At 45.1% G+C, this 24,680-nt stretch carries 18 protein-coding genes; 4 read left to right on the top strand and 14 right to left on the bottom strand.

The genetic code is table 11. The features are described 5' to 3' along the window. The first annotated feature begins 149 nt into the window (after positions 1-149). The 3 genes from QVP94_RS03780 (at position 150) to QVP94_RS03770 (ending at position 3,206) form a co-directional block, all read left to right on the top strand. The gene (locus tag QVP94_RS03780; RefSeq protein WP_005859256.1) at positions 150-422 is read left to right on the top strand and encodes an HU family DNA-binding protein; all 273 of its coding nucleotides are present in this window, start codon (positions 150-152) and stop codon (positions 420-422) included. A 102-nt stretch (positions 423-524) separates the two neighbouring features. Beyond that, positions 525-2,318, top strand: a complete 1,794-nt coding sequence (argS, locus tag QVP94_RS03775) for an arginine--tRNA ligase (RefSeq protein WP_022192004.1) — start codon at positions 525-527, stop codon at positions 2,316-2,318. Positions 2,319-2,327: 9 nt separating this feature from the next. Next, on the top strand, positions 2,328-3,206 hold the full coding sequence (locus QVP94_RS03770) for a VIT1/CCC1 transporter family protein (RefSeq protein WP_022192003.1): 879 nt from the start codon (positions 2,328-2,330) through the stop codon (positions 3,204-3,206). A 77-nt stretch (positions 3,207-3,283) separates the two neighbouring features. Here the strand turns inward: QVP94_RS03770 and topA are convergent, their stop codons facing one another. Continuing rightward, positions 3,284-5,632, bottom strand: a complete 2,349-nt coding sequence (gene topA, locus QVP94_RS03765; RefSeq protein ID WP_008777893.1) for a type I DNA topoisomerase — start codon at positions 5,630-5,632, stop codon at positions 3,284-3,286. A gap of 161 nt (positions 5,633-5,793) precedes the next feature. Here topA and QVP94_RS03760 point away from each other — a divergent pair, with 161 nt between their 5' ends. Beyond that, the gene (locus QVP94_RS03760; RefSeq protein WP_005859264.1) at positions 5,794-6,057 is read left to right on the top strand and encodes a tetratricopeptide repeat protein; all 264 of its coding nucleotides are present in this window, start codon (positions 5,794-5,796) and stop codon (positions 6,055-6,057) included. A gap of 284 nt (positions 6,058-6,341) precedes the next feature. Here QVP94_RS03760 and QVP94_RS03755 read toward each other — a convergent pair whose 3' ends face one another. The 13 genes from QVP94_RS03755 to QVP94_RS03695 form a co-directional block, all read right to left on the bottom strand. Next, positions 6,342-6,713, bottom strand: a complete 372-nt coding sequence (locus tag QVP94_RS03755) for a hypothetical protein (RefSeq protein WP_022192002.1) — start codon at positions 6,711-6,713, stop codon at positions 6,342-6,344. 37 nt (positions 6,714-6,750) lie between these two features. Beyond that, positions 6,751-7,914, bottom strand: coding sequence for a PP2C family protein-serine/threonine phosphatase (locus tag QVP94_RS03750; RefSeq protein WP_022192001.1), 1,164 nt, complete (start codon positions 7,912-7,914; stop codon positions 6,751-6,753). A gap of 11 nt (positions 7,915-7,925) precedes the next feature. Next, on the bottom strand, positions 7,926-8,777 hold the full coding sequence (locus tag QVP94_RS03745) for a sensor histidine kinase (RefSeq protein ID WP_005859269.1): 852 nt from the start codon (positions 8,775-8,777) through the stop codon (positions 7,926-7,928). 2 nt (positions 8,778-8,779) lie between these two features. Then, a complete protein-coding gene (locus tag QVP94_RS03740) occupies positions 8,780-9,910 on the bottom strand; it encodes a sensor histidine kinase (RefSeq protein WP_008779247.1) in 1,131 nt (376 codons plus the stop codon). A gap of 15 nt (positions 9,911-9,925) precedes the next feature. Continuing rightward, the gene (locus QVP94_RS03735; protein WP_005867656.1) at positions 9,926-11,026 is read right to left on the bottom strand and encodes a sensor histidine kinase; all 1,101 of its coding nucleotides are present in this window, start codon (positions 11,024-11,026) and stop codon (positions 9,926-9,928) included. A 19-nt stretch (positions 11,027-11,045) separates the two neighbouring features. Then, complete coding sequence (locus QVP94_RS03730; protein WP_008772738.1) at positions 11,046-12,830, bottom strand: TonB-dependent receptor; 1,785 nt, start codon at positions 12,828-12,830, stop codon at positions 11,046-11,048. 9 nt (positions 12,831-12,839) lie between these two features. Next, positions 12,840-15,839 (bottom strand): tetratricopeptide repeat protein, encoded by a 3,000-nt coding sequence (locus QVP94_RS03725; RefSeq protein ID WP_005859277.1) that lies wholly within the window; start codon positions 15,837-15,839, stop codon positions 12,840-12,842. 246 nt (positions 15,840-16,085) lie between these two features. Continuing rightward, positions 16,086-16,604, bottom strand: coding sequence for an NUDIX domain-containing protein (locus QVP94_RS03720; RefSeq protein WP_005859279.1), 519 nt, complete (start codon positions 16,602-16,604; stop codon positions 16,086-16,088). A 103-nt stretch (positions 16,605-16,707) separates the two neighbouring features. Further along, positions 16,708-17,694, bottom strand: coding sequence for an ROK family protein (locus tag QVP94_RS03715; RefSeq protein WP_005859281.1), 987 nt, complete (start codon positions 17,692-17,694; stop codon positions 16,708-16,710). Positions 17,695-17,862: 168 nt separating this feature from the next. Further along, the gene (locus QVP94_RS03710) at positions 17,863-18,240 is read right to left on the bottom strand and encodes a VOC family protein (RefSeq protein WP_005859283.1); all 378 of its coding nucleotides are present in this window, start codon (positions 18,238-18,240) and stop codon (positions 17,863-17,865) included. Between the two features lie 45 nt (positions 18,241-18,285). After that, positions 18,286-19,008, bottom strand: a complete 723-nt coding sequence (locus QVP94_RS03705) for an MBL fold metallo-hydrolase (protein WP_005859285.1) — start codon at positions 19,006-19,008, stop codon at positions 18,286-18,288. Between the two features lie 126 nt (positions 19,009-19,134). Then, positions 19,135-21,009, bottom strand: coding sequence for a RagB/SusD family nutrient uptake outer membrane protein (locus tag QVP94_RS03700; RefSeq protein WP_005859287.1), 1,875 nt, complete (start codon positions 21,007-21,009; stop codon positions 19,135-19,137). A gap of 36 nt (positions 21,010-21,045) precedes the next feature. Next, entirely contained in the window at positions 21,046-24,429 is a 3,384-nt protein-coding gene (locus QVP94_RS03695) for a SusC/RagA family TonB-linked outer membrane protein (protein ID WP_005859289.1), read from the bottom strand. Between the last annotated feature and the right edge of the window lie 251 nt (positions 24,430-24,680).

Here is a 24,680-nt window from a genome sequence, read left to right as displayed (position 1 = left end):
TAGCCGTTTTTGCCCATAATAATACTAAAACATATGTAAATCGGTAAAAAAAGTAGGTTTTTCTTTTGTGATATTTCAAAATAAAACTACATTTGGAGCCGTCTATCGGTTATCATAGTTTTGTTTAATATATTAACAGTCAAACCATCATGAACAAATCAGAATTTATTAGTGCAGTCGCTGAAAAATCAGGTCTCAGCAAAGTGGATGCTAAAAAGGCAGTAGAAGCTTTTGTTGACACAGTTTCTAACGAATTAAAAGAAGGCGGTAAAGTCGCTCTACTTGGCTTCGGTTCATTCTCTGTGTCAGAGAAGGCCGCTCGTAAAGGTGTTAACCCGAAAACTAAAGAAACCATTGAAATCGCAGCTCGCAAGGCCGTGAAGTTCAAGGCTGGTGCTGAATTGAACGAGCTAATCAAATAAGAAACACCATTATTCTCTATAGAAGAAGGATACGATGCAAATTGTATCCTTTTTTTGTGTACCTTCGCGTGCAAATAAAATCCGAATTATAGTTAGACGAATATGGTTATCGAACAACAGATTACCGGAGCTATCATAGCCGGCATCAAAGAGCTGTACGGAGCGGATGTCACCGCTAGCCAAGTGCAGTTACAAAAAACGAAAAAAGAATTCAAGGGGCACTTGACCCTAGTCGTATTCCCATTCCTTCGCATGTCGAAGAAATCTCCGGAGCAGACCGCTCAGGAAATCGGTGAGTACTTGTTGAGAAACGAGCCAGCGGTAGCTGAATTCAATGTAATCAAAGGATTCCTTAACCTGACGGTCGCTTGCTCTTGCTGGATCGATTTACTAAACTCGATCAATGAGCAGCCCGCTTACGGTATCATTCCGGTTACCGAGCAGTCGCCTTTGGTTATGATCGAATATTCTTCTCCCAATACAAATAAACCGCTTCACTTGGGCCATGTCCGCAATAACTTATTAGGATACAGCTTATCGAAGATCATGAAAGCGAACGGTAACCAGATCGTAAAGACGAATATCGTAAACGATCGTGGTATCCATATCTGTAAATCCATGTTGGCTTGGCAGAAATGGGGAAATGGAGCTACCCCAGAGTCTACCGGAAAAAAGGGCGACCATCTGATCGGTGACTTTTACGTATTATTCAGCAACAAATTAAAAGAGGAGACCCATGCGTTAGAAGCGAAAGGCCTTACCAAGGAAGAAGCCGAGGCTCAATCCACCTTGATGGCGGAAGCCCGTGAGATGCTTCGTAAATGGGAAGCCGGAGACAAAGAGGTGCGTGCGCTTTGGGAAATGATGAATAATTGGGTATACGCCGGGTTCAACGAGACTTATAAGATGATGGGCGTAGATTTCGATAAGATTTATTACGAGTCTCAAACGTATCTGGAAGGAAAAGGCAAGGTGATGGAAGGCCTAGAGAAAGGGATTTTCTATCGCCGTGAAGACGGCTCCGTATGGGCTGATTTGACGAAAGACGGGCTGGATGAGAAATTATTGCTTCGTGCGGATGGAACTTCCGTCTATATGACGCAGGATATCGGTACCGCCAAGCTGCGCTTCGATGATTACCCGATCAATAAGATGATCTATGTGGTAGGGAACGAGCAGAATTATCACTTCCAAGTATTATCGATCTTATTGGATAAGTTAGGCTTCGAGTTCGGCAAAGGATTGGTCCACTTCTCCTACGGAATGGTAGAGCTACCGGAAGGTAAGATGAAGAGCCGTGAGGGAACGGTCGTAGACGCCGATGATTTGATGGCCGAGATGATCAGTACCGCACGCGAGATTTCCCAAGAATTAGGGAAATTGGACGAGATGACTCCGGAAGAGGCTGAGAATATCGCCCGTATCGTAGGTCTTGGCTCCTTGAAATATTTCATATTAAAGGTAGACCCTCGCAAGAATATGACGTTCAACCCGAAAGAGTCTATCGACTTCAATGGGAATACGGGACCATTCATCCAATATACCTACGCCCGTATCCGTTCCGTATTGCGCAAAGCGGCGGAACAGGGCATCGTATTACCGGAGCAGTTACCGCTTACTTTCGCCATTTCCGAGAAAGAAGAGAACCTGATCCAAATGATCGCCGATTATGCGGAGATCGTGAAAGAGGCAGGTAAGCTATACAGCCCGGCCTGTGTCGCCAACTATATTTATGATCTGGTAAAGGAATACAATCAATTCTATCACGATTTCTCCATCCTTCGCGAAGAGAATCCGGAATTGAAGAACTTCCGTTTAGTCTTATCCGCCAATGTAGCTAAGATCGTGAAATCCGGTATGGATTTATTAGGCATCGAGGTTCCGGAAAGAATGTAACGATAGAAGATGAACATAAACGAGAAAACAAGAAAGGCTCTCCTTCGATTTCAACAAAATGAAATCACGGAGAGCCTTCTCTATACGCAACTCGCCGCTATCGAGAAAGATCCAAGCAACAAGGAAGTATTACTACAGATAGCGAATGACGAGAAAGGACATTATACGATCCTGAAAAAGTATACGGGGCAAGAGATCTCCCCGAATAAATTACGCGTCACCAAATACTACTGGTTGGCACGTATCTTGGGGATTACTTTCGCCATTAAGCTAATGGAAGATAGCGAGGAAAGCGCCAAGAATGATTACGCCTCTTATGATGAGTATCCGGATTTGCAACAAATCGCACGTGACGAGGATGAGCATGAGCAGAGGTTGATCGCCTTGATCAATGAGGAACGGTTGGAATATATGGGTTCTGTCGTACTGGGGCTAAATGACGCTTTAGTAGAATTTACAGGTGCTTTAGCTGGCTTTACCCTTGCCTTGAGCGACTCTAGATTAATAGCGTTGACCGGAAGCATCACTGGAATAGCCGCCGCATTATCCATGGCTTCCTCCGAATATCTATCTACCAAGTCCGAGAATGGAAATGAAAACGGGAAACATCCTGTTAAGGCATCGATCTATACGGGAATAGCTTATATCTTTACGGTAGTCGCCTTGGTCGCTCCATTTATCTTTATATCGAACGTATTAATGGCTTTAGGGCTTATGCTCATCATAGCGTTAAGCATCATCGCCCTTTTCAACTATTATTATTCCATAGCGAGAAGCGAGAGTTTCCGGAAGCGTTTTACCGAGATGGCAGTACTTAGTTTTAGCGTGGCCGCATTAAGCTTCTTGATCGGATATGCGTTAAAAGAATTTACGGGCATCGATGTCTAAAAAAATCATAGTTATGTTTTGAAAAATTCATAGTTATGAGTTTAGTAAATCATAACTATGAATTTTTAGAGCTATAATCAAGCCTTTTTCCGTGTCGTACGTTTCTTCGTCGCAGCAGGTTTTTCTCCCGCCTCGGCGATTATCTTCTGGCATTCCTCCAAGGTCAAGTTCTCTGGTTTCTCTATCGTCTTAGGAATTCTGTAATTCTTTTTCTTATAAGAGATATAAGGGCCGAAGCGACCATTCAAGATTTCCATTTCCGGATCCTCATCGAACTTCTTGATAAATCGTTGCTCATCTTTTTGTTTTTTTGCCTCGATCAACTCGATAGCTTCCTCGGCTGTTATCGACAAAGGATTCAAGCCCTTCGGTATGGATACGAACTTTCCGTCATGACGGATAAATGGGCCAAAACGTCCGACAGCGGCAACCATGACCTTACCTTCATATTCACCGATCGTACGGGGTAGATCAAACAATTTCAAGGCTTCTTCCAAAGTAATCGTCTCGATAGACTGCCCCTTCATCAAGGTAGCGAATTGAGGTTTAGGAGCCTCTTTATCCTCTGGGTGCGCCTGCCCGATCTGTACGACTGGGCCATAACGACCGATCTTCACGAAAACAGGTTTGCCGCTCTTCGGATCGATACCCAATTCACGCTCACCCACTTTATGCTCCGTACGGACAGAGGCTGCCTCTTCCACGATCGGATGGAATAGTTTATAGAATTTATCGATCGCGTCCGTCCATACCATCTCGCCTTCCGCTACGGCATCGAATTCCTTCTCCACGCTCGCCGTGAAGTTATAATCCATAACACCCGGGAAATACTCCATCAAGAAATCATTCACGACCGTACCGATATCGGTTGGCATCAACTTATTCCGGTCCGCTCCTACGATCTCCGTCTTTTGGACTTCCTTGATCGTATGCTGAGCCAAGGTTATGATATTATAAGTACGCTCCGTTCCTTCCTTATCCCCTTTCACGACATACTCCCGATTCTGGATCGTCTGGATCGTAGGCGCATAGGTAGAAGGACGACCGATTCCCAATTCCTCCAAACGGCGAACCAAACTTGCTTCCGTATAGCGGGGAGGACGTTGCGTGAAACGTTCGGTAGCGACGATGTCCTTCATACTCAATACCTCGTTCAAGGTAACCGGAGGAAGAAGGCCGTTTTCCTGTTCCTTCTCATTCTCGTCATCAAAACTCTCGCGGTACACCTGAAGGAAACCGTCGAAAGTAATGACCTCACCGGTAGCCACGAACTTCTCTTTCTTGCCGCCGATGCCTACGGAGATCGTCGTACGCTCCAACTCGGCGTCCGCCATCTGGCAAGCGATCGTACGTTTGCGGATCAATTCGTATAATCTCTTTTCCTGAGCGGTCCCGCTTATCTCATCATGGCTGATATAGGTCGGACGAATCGCCTCGTGCGCTTCTTGCGCTCCCTTGCTCTTGGTATGATATTGACGGAATTTATAATATTTCTCACCGTAGGTATCCAAGATAGCTTCTTTTGCCGTCCCCAAAGCCAAATCACTTAAGTTCACGGAGTCAGTACGCATATACGTGATCAATCCGGACTCATACAGGCGTTGGGCGATCATCATGGTCTGCGAGACCGAATACCCCAACTTACGGGCGGCCTCCTGCTGCAAGGTAGATGTCGTAAAAGGAGGGGCTGGTGTCTTACGCACCGGCTTTTTCGAGATATCATCGATCGTGAAAGAAGCGTCCTTGCAAGATTCAAGGAATGCCTCCACCTCTTCCTTATCTTTCAAACGACGGTTCAGCTCCGCCTTGAGGATTGTCGTACCATCCGGCAAGATAAAGCTAGCGATCACACGGTAGGCGGCCTCCGAGACAAACTCGTTGATCTCTCGCTCCCGCTCTACGATCAGACGTACGGCAACCGATTGCACGCGCCCCGCGGATAAAGCCGGCTTCACCTTACGCCAAAGAATGGGGGATAGCTCGAAACCCACGATACGGTCTAAGATACGACGGGCTTGCTGCGCGTTCACCAAATCGATATTGATATCTCTCGGCGTCTCGATCGCATGTAATATAGCGTTCTTGGTAATTTCATGAAAAACGATACGTTTCGTATTCTCAGGTTTCAATCCTAATACCTCATATAAATGCCAAGAGATGGCCTCTCCCTCCCGGTCCTCATCGGAAGCCAACCAAACCTGCTCGGCTTTCTTCGCTTCGTTCTTCAATTCGGTCACGAGTTTCTTCTTGTCAGAGGGAATCACGTATTCCGGGGCATAATTGTGTTCGAGGTCTATACTGAAATCTTTCGTTTTCAAGTCGCGGATATGACCATAGCTAGACATAACCTTATAGTCCTTTCCGAGGAACTTCTCGATGGTTTTTGCCTTGGCGGGTGACTCCACTATTACCAAATTCTTTTGCATATCTATTTTTTGCTGGTTAGAAATCGGGTGCAAACTTACACAAATAATTAACGTACGCGGTATATCGGTCACTAAAAAAGCGTTTTTTCCTATACATTATATATATAGTCACTCGTTTCTATTTACCTTCGCGAGACAAAATCAAAAGGTTATTCAAAAATATGGAAGAGATAAAGCGACTTATTTCAGAGAATAAACTAGAAGAAGCGATCCGGCTCTTGGACGCTTACCTCACGGAGCAACCGAGATCCGACGAGGCTTGGTTTCTCCTCGGAAAAGCTCATTATAAACTAGGCAACGTACGCCTAGCCCTCAACAGCTACCTACAAGCGATAGAGATCAATCCGGAAAGCCCGGCACAAGCGGCCTACGATATGGCGATCAAGGTGCTGGATTTTTATAATAAGGATATGTACAACCATTAAGAAGACAGAGCACCCGTACCCAAATAAATTCTAGAAGTACAAGTAACTCGACTTTATGCATTTATGAAGTTAGTTGTTATTGATATAGCGTTTATTTGTATAATGCTCATTTACAACCTATAACGTAAGCTCTTCATAATAGGCATCGTTAAAGGCTTACAATGGGCATTATAAAGTGCTTATAATGGGCAATGTTAGGTGCTAAGAATGCCCATCGTAATTTGTAGAGACGGGGCGTGCCCCGTCTCTACAAGATATACAATGAATTTATGTTTCTTTAGATTTCAATCTTCCATGGGAGTAATCGTATAGTCATGCAGACAGAAGAATTCCTCTGTCAACATAGTAGGTGGAATCTTTCCCTCTTCCAAGGAATAGCCCACTCCACTGAAACGAACATTCAGCCCCTCCTGCTGATAAGCCATCGGCATATCCTCCACATAGTAATTACCCACGAAATCGATTGGTTTGGAACAAACTATGGCCCATAGATTCACCCGATCGTCCCAACGAATACGACCAAACTCATCAACTAGATCCGTCCTTCGCCCATGCTCATGCTTATCCTCATGCTCATCATCACCGCAAGCGGTAAAGCCTAGCATGGTAATAGTACACAGGCAAAATGATAAAAATACAGAAAATGCTTTTTTCATATAAGTAAACTTTAAGAAATTACCTTTATCCAGATGATTATCCTTTATAAGTCAGCGCCAACATCGTAATATCATCGCTCTGCGTAGCGCCGTTCACGAATGAATGGACGGATTCGGATATACCTTCGATCATGGATTTGGGGGATTGGTTCTTTACGGAGCTACAAGCCTCTACCAAACGGATATCTCCATATTGCTCATTCCGCAGGTTCATCGCCTCACTGATTCCATCCGTATAGAGGAACAAGCTGTCTCCCGCCTCCAGTTTCAAGGATTGTTCTTTATAAGCTAATCCCGGCACGACTCCCAAGGCCATCCCACCAGTCATCGGCAAAAGAGATACCTTATCGTTCTTACGAATCCAAACCGGACGATTATGCCCCCCATTGCAATAAACCACGTCGCCCGTATGGATATTCAAGATCGCATAAAAAGTAGTGACAAACATCCCATTGACACTCTCACGGCACAATAGATCATTCGATTCCTTCATGCAGACCGCCGGGGAAAGCTGCCTAAGCGCCGTAGCACGGATCACCGTACGGCTGATCGCCATGAAAATAGCGGCGGGAATCCCCTTATCCGACACGTCAGCGATCGTAAAACCCAGATGATTATCGTCCACCAAGAAGAAATCATAGAAATCACCCCCCACGGCTTTCGCCGCACTCATGGTCGCATAAAGATCGAATTGCTTATATTGCGGGAACGGAGGGAACTGCTTCGGCAAGATCGATTGCTGTATCTCACGTGCCACGTTCAAGTCGTATTGTATCTCCTCTAGCTGATGATGTTCCTTTTGGGCCTCCTTGATAAAAGAAATCTGCTCGACCGCCTTCTCGATCGTACGTTCCAGATCCTCCATATCGATCGGCTTGGTAGCGAAGTCGAAAGCACCATGGTTCATGGCGGTACGAATATTCTCCATATCCCCGTAAGCCGATACGATGATACATTTCAAGGCCGGGTTACGCATCTCGTTAATCTTCGTCAGCAATGTCAAACCATCCATCTCCGGCATATTGATATCGCTCAATATGATATCAAAGTCCGGATGGTCCAACATCATCCTCAACGCCTCCAAGCCATTATGGGCAAAGGAGAACTCATACTCTCCCTTACGGATCTTCCGACGGAAATATTGGGTTAGCAACGCTTCCAGATCCTGTTCGTCGTCTACGCTTAATATCTTGATCGCCATAATTCTTCTGTTTATTTCGTTAATGGAATAAGGAATATGAAACGGGTAAACTCACCCTCTTTCGATTCCACCTCTATCTTCCCGTCATGCTTCTCCTCTATAATGGATCGAGTGATAGATAGCCCCAAGCCAGTTCCCTCTCCCACCGGTTTCGTGGTGAAAAACGCGGAGAATATCTGCTCCCGGATATTCTCCGGCATACCGATACCATTATCCTCGATACTTAATCTTAAAGAATCTCCCTCCTTCCGTAGATCCACGGATATAACCGGCTCATACCCGATCGGCGAGAGCTTGGATTTACTATAGACCGCATAGCAAGCGTTATTCATGACATTCAATACCGCACGGCTCAAATCCTGCGGGATCACTTTCAGCATCGGAAGCCCCTCCTCGTAATGCTCCCGGATCGCAATATTGAAACCTTTATAGTTCGCTCGCATCGAATGATAAGCCAGCCAAACATATTCCTTCACCAGATTCTTGATATCCGTAGGGATGTACTCGTCATCCTTCCCTCTGGAATAAAGCAAGATACCCCGGATGATACTTGTCGCCCGGTTTCCATGTTCCTCGATCTTCTTCAAGTTACCATGCAAATCGTTAACGATCTCGCTAAACTCCTCATGCAAGGCGGTCAGCTTCTCCCAAGATTCCGGAGGTAAGACATCTTTCTCTTCTTCTAATATATCTTCCAAGTCATCCACTAACTTAGAGGACAGCTTACTGAAATTGATGACAAAGTTGAGCGGATTCTGGATCTCATGCGCAATCCCGGCACTCAACATACCTAAAGAAGATAATTTCTCTAAGTTCTTCACTTGCAAACGTAGCCGTTCTATTTCCTTACTCTGGTCTTCCATATCTATTCCTCCTCTTTAGGCGGTGTAATTGTTTTCGGTTGATATACAGGGATCGTAATTAGAAACTGGGTATATTCTCCTTTCTTACTCTCCACCTCGATGGTTCCCCGATGGTTTTGCACGATCTCACGGCATAGGTAAAGCCCTACGCCGGCCGCTTCCCCCGTTGTCTTTGTCGTGAAGAAAGGAGCGAATATCTTATCTTTTATATTCTCGTCGATACCGGACCCGTTATCCCGGATCGTTATTTCCAGCATATCCTTATTGACTTTCAATCCAAGGAATATCTCCGGACTAAAAGTCACGGTCTCCGATTTCTTCAACAGGGCATACATGGAATTTTTCAATATCCCGGCCAGAACCTTACTGAACTGCTCCACGTTTACCTCCATCATCAAAGACAGCGTCAAATTATCGAAAACAATCCGGATATTCTTCTCTTGAATATCCTGCTCATACGTTTTCTTCAATTTATCCAAGGCGATCCGGCATAATCCGTTTATGTTGGTAAGCGTAAGATTACCTCTTCGGTCTTTCAGCAATTCCTCCATCGCCTTAACGATACGGACCGTATTGAAACCATGCTCAGAGATCTTCTCCAAATTACTGGTCATCATATTCAGCAAATCTACCGAGTCATCATACACATCCGGTTTCAGATGCTCTTTCTGACTATCCAGATTTTCCCGGAGATCCTTGGCCAGCCCCGATGTCAGATTCGCGAAGTTATTGATATAATTCAGTGGGTTCAAGATACGGTCCACCAAACCTTGGGTCAATTGCCCTACGGTAGCCATCCGTTCCTTACGGACCAGCTCGTCCTGCGCCTCACCCAAGGCTTTCAAAGCCGCCGCCAATTTCTCGGATTCCTCTTGGATCGCGTCTTTCTCCGAACGGATCTCCTGCGTACGCTCCTCTACCTCTTTTACCAAATACTCTTTTTGTTTGAGTTTCCGCTTGAAAACCAACTTAGAGATCTGGCAAAACAGAATCAAGAAAAGCAATCCGATCCATTCTTGATGACCGAACTTCACAGATACACAAATACCGACCAAGCTACCCAGCGTAACCCGCTCGCAAAGTTTAATCCGCCTTTTTAACCGATCGATCTCGGTATGTAAATCCTGTATCATGATGAACCTCCTTTCCTAACTATAAATAGGCAACGTAATCGTAACTTCCGTATATTTATCTTTCTCCGACTCGATAGCGATCGTACCCTTATGGTTCAACACGACCTCCCGACTCAAGTAAAGACCTGTTCCTGCCGCTTCCGCGGTCGGTTTGGTGGTAAAGAACGGAGAAAAGACTTTCGTCTTTATCGTTTCTTCTATACCGACGCCATTATCACGGATAACCACTTGCAACTTATCCGCTTGAATACGCAATACCAACGAGACAGAAGGCTGATATCCCGGCTCTCCGGCCTTTTTCAAGACCGCATATATACTATTATCCAATATCTGCGACAAGGCTTTTCCCATCTGATCGATATTCACCTCGATTGTCAACGGTACGGAAAGCCCGGAGAATGATAGATCTACTTGATTCTTCTCGATCTCCTTCGCGTAATTCTTTCGCAAGATATCCAGATTGACCCTACATAAATCATTAATATCCACGCAGGTTCGATTCGCCGAATGATCTTTCAGCAATTCTTCCATCGCTTTTACGATTCGCACCGTGTTATCACCATGCTTGGCGATCTTATCCAGATTGCCGGTCAAAAGAACCAGCAGTTCTTGCGTATCATTATAATTATCGTGTTTACCGGTCTCTTCGTCCTCATCGATATTCTGCTTGATATCTTTCGCTAATGCGGCAGACAAATGAGCGAAGTTATTGATATAATTCAAGGGATTCAAGATACGATCCACCAGACCTTTCGTTAATTGGCCGATCGATGCCAGACGTTCCTTACGAACCAACTCGTCCTGAGCGTCCGCCAAAGCAGAAAGGGCACGGGATAGTTTCTCCGACTCCGCTTGCATCGCATCCCGCTGGAAACGCAATTCCATCGTCCGCTGCTCCACGAGATTAGAGACGAACTGTCTTTTTCGCAGACGGAATTGCGTATAATACTTTAACAGGAATAGAAGGACTACGGCTCCCACCAAATAATAAACCAGTTCTTCCTTCTTCTGGTAAACCGCCAAGGCGATCCACGCCGTCCCGATCACGGTCAGCGTCTCGATCACCCGCATCCTCCAGCGAAGGCTTTCCAGTTGTTTGATATTTATGTCGCCCATCCTTCCTGTCCTCCGGATATCAGAAATTGATATTCACGCCCAACATCGCATTAAAACTCTGCATCGGATAACCGTAATACAGTTCGTACTTCTGGCAAAGAATATTGGTCAACTTGGCATAAACACCAAAGGTATCGTTGAAGGTATAGGTACCTGTTAGGTTTAGCTCGTTGATGTTATCCATCTTAAACTCATTCATTTTATCGTACGTCATACCAGTGTTCCCATTGACACCCCAAGTCCGTACATTCGCATAACGTCCGGTAGCCAAATAATAATCCAAAGCGATAGATAATTTCTCAATCGGGCGGACGGTCAGGTTCGCATTCAGTTCCATTTCCGGCTTCCCCCACGCATGAGGCAACTCGCCTTCATCCGTTTCCGCTTTCCAATTATTATATACACCTTTCAAAGCAATATCGAACCATTGTTGATAACTATACTTCAAGTTGGCTCCCACGAAAAGTTGCTTCGTGTCGATACCCGGCTCCGCAACACTGAAACTGCCGAAATAATTCGCTGACCAAACATCAGACTGAGTAAACAGCACATCATCGCTCGTTATCTTATATCCGGCGAACACATCAAACCAAAAGCCCGGTGCCACGCCGCTCCGGATACCCAAGACAGCGTCCAGCCAATTGCGCGAGGGCAATAGTTCTGCCATCGGGTAGAGGTAGCGGTTCACACGCGACATCTCGTACATGCTGTTGGAGTACATCTTGCCGCCAGCGTTCACGTATAGCTCCGTCTTGTCGGCCACCTCCACATCGGCGGCTACATTCGGAGAGGCCATGAATTTTGTCTCGTCGCCCGTAGCCAGCATCACGTTCGCACCCAGCTTTAAATTCCAATTATCACCCTCTACCTTATAATAAGGCGACAACATCGCCTCGACATGGTTCTTGAACTCATATTCATAACCTCCTACCTCCGGCAAACTGTAATTGAAATATTCGACCAAACCGCCCAAGCCTACTCGCATATTCCCATTGAAACCAGCGTTCAGATCAAACTTTGCCTCTAGAGTATGCTCCGTAGGGCCGTCCATCACCCTACTTAATCCATATTTATGCGAGAAATTAGTATAACCTAAGTCCAACAAATAGCCAACCTCAGCCTCCTCCTTCGACTCGAAACCTATCGTAGCAGCGATCGTCTGGTTCACTTGGTTGGTTTCGCGATCTCTCTGTAACAAATCCTCCGAAGGGGCATAACTGGATGTAGGATCAGACAATGCCGCCCCATAATAATTGAATGCGGAGTAGCCGTACTTCGCTCCGATACTGAATATCGTCTTCTCGAAAGCGTGCTTGTAGTTGATGCCTCCCAAGTTGTCATTGATTTTCGCCTTGACATCATAATCCTTTGGCTTTCCGTTCGTGGAGCGATGCGAATACCATAGATTCAGCTGATCCTTCTCGGTACTCAGGATATGATAGCCCAAGTCTCCGTTGATATTCATGCGCGTACCCATACCAAAGTTAAAATATCCCCGACGCTTGTTGTAATCCATCTGCGTCATGATATTTCCGGAAGGCAACAAACTAATCTCTTTCTGCGGATCGGCGGCGATCGTATAATTCGAGTAATCGATCGGGATCTTACGAACCTCCGGCTCTTTCACCACGGGAAGCGTATTTACCTTGCTAGCGTCCTGCACGGAAGGATCATACTCCCGTTCAAGCGTCATCTCTCGGTTCAGGTTCTTTTCTTTCGTAACATCCTCTTGCGCACTCGCAGCAGCAGCCGAACCCAGCAAAGCTACCACACACAACGCCTTTACATTATATATAGTCTTCATCGCTTTCTTTTATTTCTTTAGTTTACCCAATCTGTCTTCGATCATCGCGGCGATCTCATCATCGCCCTTGTAGTTGTTTTGCAAACTGGTCAGATATTGACGAGCTTGGAAATCATCACCTTGGCGGATATAAATATCAGCCAACAAGATAAAGCCCCGTGCCAACCAATATTGGTGAGGCGTACCGTTCTCGATGAAGTTCATCAAGACAGTCTCGGCATTCTTATCATCCTTATTATCATAATACAATTGAGCCAATAGATATTTAGCCTCCGCCCCGTGTATCGTACGGGTATCCTTGCTGATCTCCTTCAAGTCGGCCAACGCCTTGTTCTCCTGCTTCAAGCTGATATAAGCCTTCGCACGGACATAACGGGCCTCGGACATGATCTCCGGAGATAGCTTCGGTTCCTTCAGCAAATCGTTGGCGGCAAGCAAAGCCTCTTGCGGCTGACCGATCAACTCGGCGCAACGCATCAAGCCCAATTTAGCGGCCTCCTTATTCTCCGGATTCTCCGCTACCGCCTGTAGATGCTTGAAACTTTCCATAGCGGCGGCGTAATCCTTATCCAGATACTCGATCTCAGCTTTACGAGCCCAAGACTCTTCCCTGAATTTCGTATCACCGCTCTCCAATACCAATGAGAACAGACGTTTCGCCTCCTCCAGATCTTTCTTGGCAAAAGCGATACTTGCCAAATAGAAATTAGCGTTCGAGCTAAACGCTCCCTGCGGGAAGGTTTGCAAATAATTCGTCAAGCTACGACGAGCGCCCTCATTATCGCCTCGCATAAATAACTTCTCGGCCGCCAGATAGGTCAAGGAGTCTTGCTCACTCACCTCGAAACGAACATTTCCACCTAACGAATTCGCATAGGCGGCAAACGAATTGATATCGTTCAGCTCGATATATACGGACTTCAAATCTTGCAAGGCCACTTTCGCCTCCTCGCTACCCGGATAATTGCTAATCACGCTCTTATAAGCGTCGGCCGCTTTCTCCGGCTGATTGTCGTTGAAGTAAATCAAACCAAGCTGTACGCCGGCCTTACGAGCCAGACTGCTTTGCGGGAAATCACGCATCAATTGCTCAAAGCTTGCCGCAGCCGCTTGATTGTTATCCAATAACACGTAAGAACGTCCTTTCTCGAACAAGGCATCATCCACATATTGTGATTCCGGGAACTCACGGATCAAGCGATCCATCACGCTGATCTTTCCCTTATAATCTTTCTGCAATCCCAGCAAGAAGCCCTTCTGATACACCGAATAATCTCCGGCGGACGGTTGCAATTGCGCCGCACGGGTATAATTCTCTTCCGCCATAGCGAACTGACGGTTGTGGAATAAACAATCGCCGATACGATTATAAGCGTCCGCATAAGCCGGAGTCTGCTGATTGCTTTCCAAATTCACGTATTGACGGAAGCGGTTCAACGCCTCGCCATACTCTTTCAATTTGAAGTAGCTGTAACCTAAGTTATAATGTGCCAAGGCATACATATCCGTATTACGTTGGCGGGTATTATTCAAATAGGTACGATAATCGGAAATCGCCTTGTTATACTCACCTTGGCGATAATAAGATTCCCCACGCCAGAAATAAGCGTCGTTACGAGATTCCAGATTATAAGCGCCCAACGAGATCGCACGGCTGAAAAGATCGACCGCCTTATCCAATTCCATATTCGTGAACGCCTGCGTTCCCAACTGGAATAAGATATCTTGCTTCGCCTCCAAGATCTTCGTGCTCGGATGCTTGATCTTATCGATAGAGTTCAGAGCCGCTTGATAGTTCTTGGTAGTCAAATAAACCTCCACCAGATAATCGTTTACCTTATCGGCATATTTGGAATTCGGAAAATCATTCAAGAAATCCTCGAAGATTGTCACCGACTCGCCAAAGCCCGTGAAAGCGGTCTCGTGGATCAATAAAGCGTAATTATACATAGCCGCCTCTTTCACTTGCTTATCGAAAGAAGAAGTCGCGGCAGCCTCGAAGGCCATACGGGCGTTATTCTTATCTTTTAATTTCAGATAACTTTGCCCCAGATACAGATAAGCGTTCTGCGAAAGGGCATCGTTCTCACGTACGGTCCGCCCCAAAGCGTTCACGGCGCTACTGTAATTACCCTTATTGTAATAACATACGCCCAAGATATATAAATCGCCCCTCAACGGGCTATCCGTCGAGGATACATATTTACTCAGCATATTAATCGCCTGATCCTCATTTCCCAGATGATAGTAGGCGTTACCCATGATACGGTAAACCTCGCTATTGTTCTCGCTATCCGGATAAGAGGCTAGCAATTCCTTACCTTCGCTGATCACTTTCTCGTATTTATTCTGGATAAAATAAATTTGCGTGATATAGTACAAGGATCGCTCTTTATAATCAGGCAAGTCCTTCAAGCGGGTAAATTCCACCAAGGCATTGTTGTATTTACCGGTTGCGTAATCGATATAAGCGACATAATAGGTAGACGCTTCCCGGTACTTCGTTCCAATCTGCTCGATCCGTGCGAAATAACCACGGGCCTTCTCCATATCCCCGATTTGCAACAAGGAATAAGCCAGACGGAAACAATAAGCCTCCTGTTGTTCCGGACTTAGCATATCAATGTTCGATTCGTTAAACCAAAAGATAGCTTTCTGATACTCTCCCTGTCCGAAATGGGCGGAACCGATCAAGAAGTTCACCTCGTCCGCATGACGGGAAGCCGGGTACACATCCAGATAATCTTTCAATAACTCAACGGCATTGGGACGGCCTTGCTCATAAGCGGAGTAGACCAACATATAATCGGCTTCTTGAATCAAGTCGGCATCCGTGGAATGCTGTTTATACGCCTCCAGCTTATCGATGCAACCTGAATAATTCTTCAAACTAAACAACTCCTTGCCTTCGACAAACAAACGGTTCGGCGCATCAAATTGATACGATCTCTGCCCGCTTGCCATGTGGCTGCCTACTACCAGACACAGCGGAATAAGTATTCTTTTCATCACTCATTTGCTTTTTAATACAAGCACTTACTTCAGTGCCTATTCGTTCTAATTCGCAAATATAAGTAATATGCGCCAAACAGAAGGCAAGTTCTATTAATATTTAGGACAACACGTTCTAAAATTATCTCTATGGAAGATGATACACCTTATAGGGAGAAGATGTATTATCTTACAACGACAAGATGTATCATGTTGCAACGATAAGATATATCATCTTTCATTTTCGTACAATTTTCCTAATTGTTATTTTCTAAGATAGGCTGGTACCGCCTTTCGGATAGAGTCTAAACCGAAGTCTTCCGGATTCACATTCTCCGGGCGAAGGATCACGATCTCGGCGGCATCATCTTCCGCATGCACGTTATTGAAATCATCTACCAAGCACTCATAAAACATATCCAGCGTATGCACCTCAAAGCCGGAATACATATATAAATTAGGCAAGGAAAACAAATAACGGCAATTCTGGATATGCAACCCCGTCTCCTCCCTTACTTCCCGGCGAGCGGCCTCCTCCCCCGACTCAAACATATCGACGAAGCCACCGGGCAAATCCAATGTACCTTTAGCCGGCTCTTTTCCTCGGCGAACCAGCAATAACTCCCCCTTAGCGTTCTTTATGAAACAAGCGACAGCCGACGACGGGTTGAAATAATAAACAAAACCGCACGCCATACATTTTTTCGCTTTCTCGTTATGTTCCACGAAAGCTTTTGCCCCGCAAACCGGGCAAAACTGAAATTGATACAACGGATGTCTCATACTTTATGATTTATAATTCAATTAAAAACAACAAGCCGCACCTAAATATAGATGCGGCTTGCCTTATTTCGCAAATGTCTTTTCGTTATACGTAAAACCGGATTTAGACTTCCAAACCAGCGCTTTGGTCTCTTACTTCCCAACCCAAAGCACTTGCTCCTAATACGGCAGCGTCGCTCTCTTTCAATTGAGAGAATAATAATTTAGTCTTACCTGCGTAAACCTTCAACATATTTTTCTCCATTGAACGTTTAATCGGGTTCATGATCAAATCGCCAGCTTTCGTAAGACCGCCAAACAAAATGATAGCCTCCGGGCTAGAGAATGCTACGAAATCAGCGAAAGCCTCTCCCAACATAGAGCCGGTAGCCTCGAAAATCTCAAGAGCGATCTTATCATTCTTCATAGCTGCGTCGTATACGTCTTTTGAAGTGATTTCATCCGGATCCAAGTCGCGAAGAACACTCTCGTCCTTACGGATTTCCAGATATTCACGAGCCGTACGAGCCACACCGGTAGCTGAAGCATAAGCCTCCAGACATCCTTGACGACCGCAACCACACTGACGACCGTTGTTACGACGCATGATAACATGGCCCAACTCACCGGCAAAACCGTCATGTCCGTATACCAAGTTACCACCTACTACGATACCGCTACCCACGCCGGTACCCAAAGTGATCACGATAAAATCTTTCATACCGCGAGCGGCTCCATAAGTCATCTCACCGATAGCGGCAGCGTTGGCGTCGTTTGTTAAAGCAACAGGAATACCATCAATCTGTTCGCTGATCAATTGAGCCAAAGGAATCTTACCTTTCCAAGGCAAGTTCGGAGCGAATTCGATACATCCGTTGAAAAAGTTTCCGTTCGGAGCACCTACACCCACACCTTTAATCTTATCCGGACCACCAGCCTGATCAATAACAGACTTCAGACCTTTAGCAAGTTCCGCTACATAGTCATTAACGTCTGCATATTTACCAGTCTTAATTGATCCACTATACAAGATTGTTCCTCTTGCGTCAACTACACCAAAAACAGTGTTGGTACCACCTATATCGATACCTACTACATAAGGCTTCTCCATGATTTTATATTTAGGATTAATAATGATTTTCCTCTTTCTAGGTAGCAAATATAAGAGGTTTAACACAAGTTGCAATACGATTTGAAGAAAATTTTACAGATTCCTGTCATTTTATCTTCTTTTTTCGAAAACTTATGTTAAGCAACATTGTTATATAATAATGGAGAATTATCGCAACGGTAATATCTCGATCCAATAGTCATCCGGATCATTAATAAAATACAATCCCATCTTGGTATTCTCGAAGCAAACCGCTCCCATTTCCTTGTGGTATTTACGTACTTCCTCATAATCGCCGGCTACCCGGAAACAAAGATGGCTCTCATTGTCGCCTAGCTCATAAGGTTCTTTCCGGTCACGCAGCCAAGTCAGCTCCATCAAGAAACCGGTTTGCTCATCCGTTAGATAAACCAAGATAAACGAACCGTCTTCCGCTACCTTACGATGGTGCTCTTTCAATCCCAACGCTTTATTATAAAAAGCGATACTCTTATCCAAATCCAATACATTAATATTGAAATGGTCAAATCTACCTTTAACTTCCATACCTAATAAATTTATGCGTTTAATAACCTATACATTAATAATATATTATATATCCGTCCCTTCTCCCGGAACAGACAATACGATATAACGACATCCTTTCGATTCGGCGTAAGGGCCGAAAGCCATAACCTCCGCCGGACGTTCCCAAAAGTGCATCGGGACAAATACGCTTGTTTTTATACGATCGATAAATTGCTGGGCGCCCCTCATGAAATCGGTACCCAAACGAGGATCGACCGGGAACATGACGAGATCCATCACAGAGGTTTCTTTCGCTATTATATCCAGTTCCTTCAAGTAATTACCCTCAGCCTCGGCTACCTCTTGTGGGGTGGACTCGTCTTTCCAATGCCAATTATTCAAGTCGCCGGCATGGAAGATCCGTCTGCCTTCTGTCTCTATCAGGAAAGAGATCCCCACATCCGTGGAACCAAATGCCTTGATGGTCAGAAGTTCATCTTGATAGGCATCCCCCTTCTTCAAATAAATAGCATCATCAGCCTTGGCCCTCCGACGCTTCAATATATCCTTGGAAAAGATATATTTGATATCCGGCTTCTGCTCTTTCCATTTCAATACTTCCGGATTAAAATGATCCGGATGGAAATGCGACGCTAATATATATAATGTGCCCGCACGCTTCAAGAGTTCGCTACGCACGTATCCCTTGGCCGGGTCCGGATCGCTATCCTTGAAATAATCGATCAAGATCGAAAAGCCATCCGCTTCCAAAGCGAATCCGCTATGATAAATATACACCAATCTCATAATGATCCTCATTTATTGTTTATCTTAAGAACACCGAACCTCACCGGGTTGTTGAATTCACGGTACAAATATACAAAAGGCCGGACATATCACATGCCCGGCCCACAATGATTATCAACTTACAATTTATTTCCAGTTCTCATTCTGGACTAATACGCCTTCCATGGTGACAATTTCATCGTTAGGGATCGGAAGTGTCACTAATCTATCCGGATACGTAGCCGATTGGTACTTCAGCAAATATCTCTTTTCATAAGCCAAGAAGCCCGAACCTTTATTACCCAGCTCCTCAGAAGCCGCATTCCAGCGCACAAGATCATACCAATGATGCCCCTCCATCGCCAACTCGATCCTACGCTCGAAACGCAAGGCTTTTATCGCCTTATCCACTGTCCAGCCACTCGCAGGATACAAGCCGATGCGATAATTAGCCGCCGTATTAGCAATGGTATTTCCGCTCACCTTATCCTCCAATACATATGGAGAAGAAGTTAAAGCCATATTGTTATTCGCGTCGGCAGCCATGATACAACTTTGTGCGGCACGTGCGCGAACTTTGTTGATATATTCTCTGGCAGTATTGATATCACCCGTTTCTATACAAGCCTCAGCATAAAGCAGGTAAAGCTCAGCTACACGCATCAAGTGGAAGTTCTTGGCAGTTGAGCCACCGGTTGTAGTCAAGCTCAAGCCTCCCTTATCCGCCTTTTTCGGCAGGTTCTTCTTATTCAAGAACGGACCGCCATTCGCCAAATCACGAATCCAGCCATCGATAGTAACTGGTATATCCCAATCCATATAGGGCACATTGAAACGACCCGCAGATACGTCAACCCGAGGATCCGTATAAACCGTCAAATCCGTATGAGGTACATTATCGCCATCAATTGTCGTAACCGAGGTTTTGCTTTGATACGACTTATCGAGATAAGGCAATCCATTCTCATCCACCATATGCGCATTCACCAAGTCATAAGAAGGCTGGTAGAATCCCCAGCCGGAACCAATCTTGCCAGACAATGAGATATGAGAGTTACCATTGATCGCGTTGGTATAATACTGCGTACCGGAGATTGCCATCTGGACGTCAAACACAGACTCGCCCGTCCAGTCGCTCTCGCCCGCCGTGTAAAGCGTCTCATAACTCGGGGTCAAGGTATATTTCGTGCCCTTGCTATCCGTACCATTAGCGATAACCGTTTCTAAAATCGATTTAGCCTCCGTCCATTTGTTGGAGGTTCCATTCGTTCCATTATAGGGAGAAGACTGGAATATTCTCAGTTTCGCCAAAAACGCTCCAGCCGCCCATTTGTTGGCACGACCGGGCTCTTCCGGCCATGCGCCGGGAAGATTATCATAAGCATACTGCAAATCTTCAGCCACCTGTTCCCAAATATAAATATAGTTACCGCTCTCATCCACATTCGATATCAGTGGGTTCACGGACGACTCATAATCCTCCAAAGATACATAAGGAATAGCCGCCCCAAAATTCTTGATACCCTCAAACAAATAAAAACCACGCATGAAACGAGCTTGGGCTATGGCCTCGGTATAAAAATCTTTCTCCTGTCCCGGTATAGCGGAAAGCTCATCTTTAATCAAACCGGCCAAATGCATGACATTATTAGCACGAGCCACCGCATCGTATACTGCCACCCATTTACGCTTGATATAGGAATTATCGGTCGTAAAGCTAAAAGTCTCCAACAACGTGAAGTCCGATTGGTCCGCAGCCGTTGACCCCTTATTAGCGTCACCGCCCATCACATCACCATACGTATAGTTTGTCAAGCTTGCCCCAAAATAAGAGTTCGTCGTAGCCGCCGGAATATTTAACGCTGAATACATGCCGGTAAGAAGATAATTAATACCTTCCTGATCCGTTAAATTGGTTTCATTAACCGCACCTACAGGTTCGATTTCCAAGAAATCGGAACAAGATGTGCTGCCTAACGCGAGAACCACCGCCATCGCAAAATATATAAGAACTTTTTTCATAATGAATTCAAATTAATCGTTTATAAAGCACATACGTTAGAATGTCACATTCACACCCATCAAGAACTGACGAGGCATACCATAAGATCCATAATCGATACCTTTATTCATATCGCTTGATACATATTCGTTCTCGAACGAAGTATGCGAACGAACCTCCGGATCCAATCCATCATAACCGGTTATCGTAAACACGTTACTGATCTGGCCGTATACACGTATCTTCTCGAAACCGATCTTCTTCAGCAACTTCTTAGGCAATGAATACCCCAAAGTCAACGTCTGCATCCGAAGATAAGAACCATCTTGCACATAATTGGAGTTCGATTCGTTACCAGCCTCGGGGCCCTCGGTCGAGGTCGTTGTCCACAAAGGATAAATACCGTTCGGATTATTCACCGGATCCCAAGATTTCGCCAAACGATCTTTCGAATAATTAGACTGCAAGTTTCCAAACATCGTATAGTACTCGTAGTGTTTGTACAAATCATTTCCAATCGAGTAATACATGTAAGTACTTAGATCAAAATCTCTCCAAGTCAAAGAGATATTGAAACCTCCGGTCAAATCAGGATGAGGATTACCGATAATCGTACGGTCATCCGCGTCGATCTTACCATCGTTGTTCACGTCTTTCATCTTATATCGGCCTACCCATGCGGAAGCGACCAAATCGTTTTCCGTAGCCACACCATAAGGCAGAACGCCCGAGGAAATAACATCTTGCTCATTTTGATAAATACCCTCAATCTGATACCCGTAGAACATTCCGACAGGTTGGCCCACCGTAGTAATATTCACCTTGCTCAAACGAGTATCGTTGAACAAATCAGAAGATCCCAACCGGGTAACCTCATTCTTGTATCTTGAGATGTTAGCCGTGATGTTATAACCGAACTCGCCAACTTTGTCCCTCCATCCAATGGACAAATCAATACCTCTGTTCTTCATATCACCGATATTGATACTAGGCTTTGATGCGTTACCAACCAGCGCAGACCAGTTAGCAGGCACAAGCAAGTCTGAGGTATTCTTTACATAAAAGTCAAATCCGGCGGTCAATCGGTTACTCAAAGCCGTAAGGTCGAAACCTATATTAAACATTTTTGTGGTTTCCCATTTAGCGTCCGAGTCACCCAAGTTCGAGAGCACATAACCGGGAGAAGTCTCTGAATCCGATCCCGTGATAGGATACATATAATAATTTCCCGTACCATACTGGAACGCATAGTTGTAAGAACCAATATTCGAATTACCGGTCGTACCATAACCGGCACGCAGCTTAAAGTCATCCAACCATTTCCGGGTAGGCTCCATAAATTTCTCGTCAGACATACGCCATCCCAAGGAGGCGGAAGGGAAGTTACCCCAACGGTTCTTGGAACCAAACTTGGAAGAAGCGTCGCGGCGAATCGTGAATGTCGCCAAATATTTACCCTTATAAGAATAGTCCGCACGTCCGAAAAGGCCGAACATAGTCACTTTTCTTTGATAACGGCTAGAGTTACCTATATTAGAAGAAGAACCATTATCCAGCGTCCAAGTATTCGGATCGCTCTCGAAGATGTAATCGATACGGGTTCCTTGCATATAACGGCCGACACCTTGTTTGATAGCCTCCGTACCCAAAACAACGGTAATATTATGATCTTCATGAATCTTCTTGGTATAAGTAGCCGTATTTGTCCACTGCCAGTTCAAACGCCAGTTGCCCGTCTCAGTCAATGTATTGTTGGCAGAAGCCTCTTTGTTCGCCATATTTTGACGTTCGGTCATCTCCAAACTCCACATACCATTCAAGCGAGCGCTAAACTGAGAACGAAGCTTCAGACCTTCGATCCAAGGATTGGAAAGCTCGGCAAAAACCGCAGTCTGTCCATGAAACATGCGTGTCCAATCATTCTCATTCATAGCTACCTGATGCACGGCGGAAATATCACGGCCCGCATTAGGTGCCACGGATCCCGTATAATCACCTCCTACATTATATATAGGTACCCACGAATTCATGGTATAAGTCTTAGCGAACGTGTTCGCGTCTCCTTGACGACCAGACTCTCCTCCCGTTTCCATAGCGGCAAGGTTCGTATTTTGGCCCATCGTGAAATACTTATTAGGATTATAGGTCGTATTCGTACGTAAAGAGTAACGTTTGAAATAAGAATTCTGGATCGTACCCTCTCGATTTGTATAACCCAAAGAGACAGAATAAGTAGCTTTCTCGCCACCACCCACCAAAGAGATCTGGTGATCTTGGATCTTTCCGGTCTGTACAATCTCATCGTACCAATTGGTACCCTTACGAGCCTCCGCATCGGAATAACCGTCGGCCAACATCTGATAATACGCGGATCGGGCCCAAGAGCTGCTTCCATCGTCTACATACGACTTTTCCCAAGCCTCTACGCTCCCATACATATCAATAATCTGCTGTTCGCTATAACCGGCCGGCTTAATCGCATAAGGCATCGAAATACCTTTACCACCCGTAGCGGCGATTTGCCCGAATTGAGGATGAGAGGTTGCCAAACCACGATAGTTATACAGATTCTGCTGTCCTAATTCCTCGAATTCCATCGATTCCCAACCGTTCAACAAATCATAACCGCTGTTAGCCATCTTAGCGACACCAAAATATCCATTATAAGAGACACGAACACGATCAGCACGCGTACCCTGCTTCGTCGTAATGATAATTACGCCATTCGCACCTTGTGCACCATAAATAGCGGTAGCTGAAGCATCCTTCAACACTTGCATAGACTCAATATCATTCGGGTTTACGGAACTGATATCCACCCCGGATACACCATCCACAACAATCAACGGGTCTGAACTATTAAGAGAACCCACACCACGAATACGGATCGTAGTCTCACCGCTGGGACCTCCGGAATTAGAGATATACACACCGGATGCTTTTCCTTGCAAAGCCTCGGCGAAAGTCGCCACCGGAGTCTCGTGGATAGCGTCTGTAGAAACAACAGCAACAGAACCGGTAATGTCCTTCTTCGATTGCGTACCATATCCAACTACTACCACTTCATCCAAAGCTTGAGTATCTTCCACCAATTGAATCCTCACATTCGTCTGACTACTTTTTAAAGGAATTTCTTGACTGACATAGCCAATGTAAGACACAACTAAAATCGCATTACTAGGCACACCTTCTAAAATAACACGTCCGTCCATATCGGAGATATTTCCGATAGTGGTTCCTTTAACAAGGACATTTGCCCCTACAATTGGTCCGGCTTTGTCTGAAATAGCACAAATGACTCTACGTCCATCTTGTTGTAGGCTACGAGTTCCTACGTTTGGTGTTAAATCGCCAACTTCCGCAGCGATGATGGGATATCCGCCGCAAAGGAATAAAGAGGCTCCCAGAAACACCTGTCTCCAAAATACTACATTACTCATAAAATTAGAATTTAAGGTATAAATCAAAAAAACACAATCTACTTAACAATTTGATTTTTTCATATAGACACAACATCACAACTTGTAGCTATTACTCATCTATCTTATGGTCTAAATGTTTTTTCATAAAACGACTAGTTGAAACGATCGTTTAAATCTTGCGTTTTCGAGAAGGGGGAAAGAGGATTTGAAAAAGAAGAGCTTTTTTGTGGGAAGAAAAGGTTATCTTTCCCATTAGCAATAAGATAAAA

This window comes from Parabacteroides sp. CAG:2, assembly GCF_000436315.1.
GTDB classification, from domain to species: domain Bacteria; phylum Bacteroidota; class Bacteroidia; order Bacteroidales; family Tannerellaceae; genus Parabacteroides; species Parabacteroides distasonis.
This window is presented reverse-complemented; position numbering and strand designations above follow the sequence as displayed.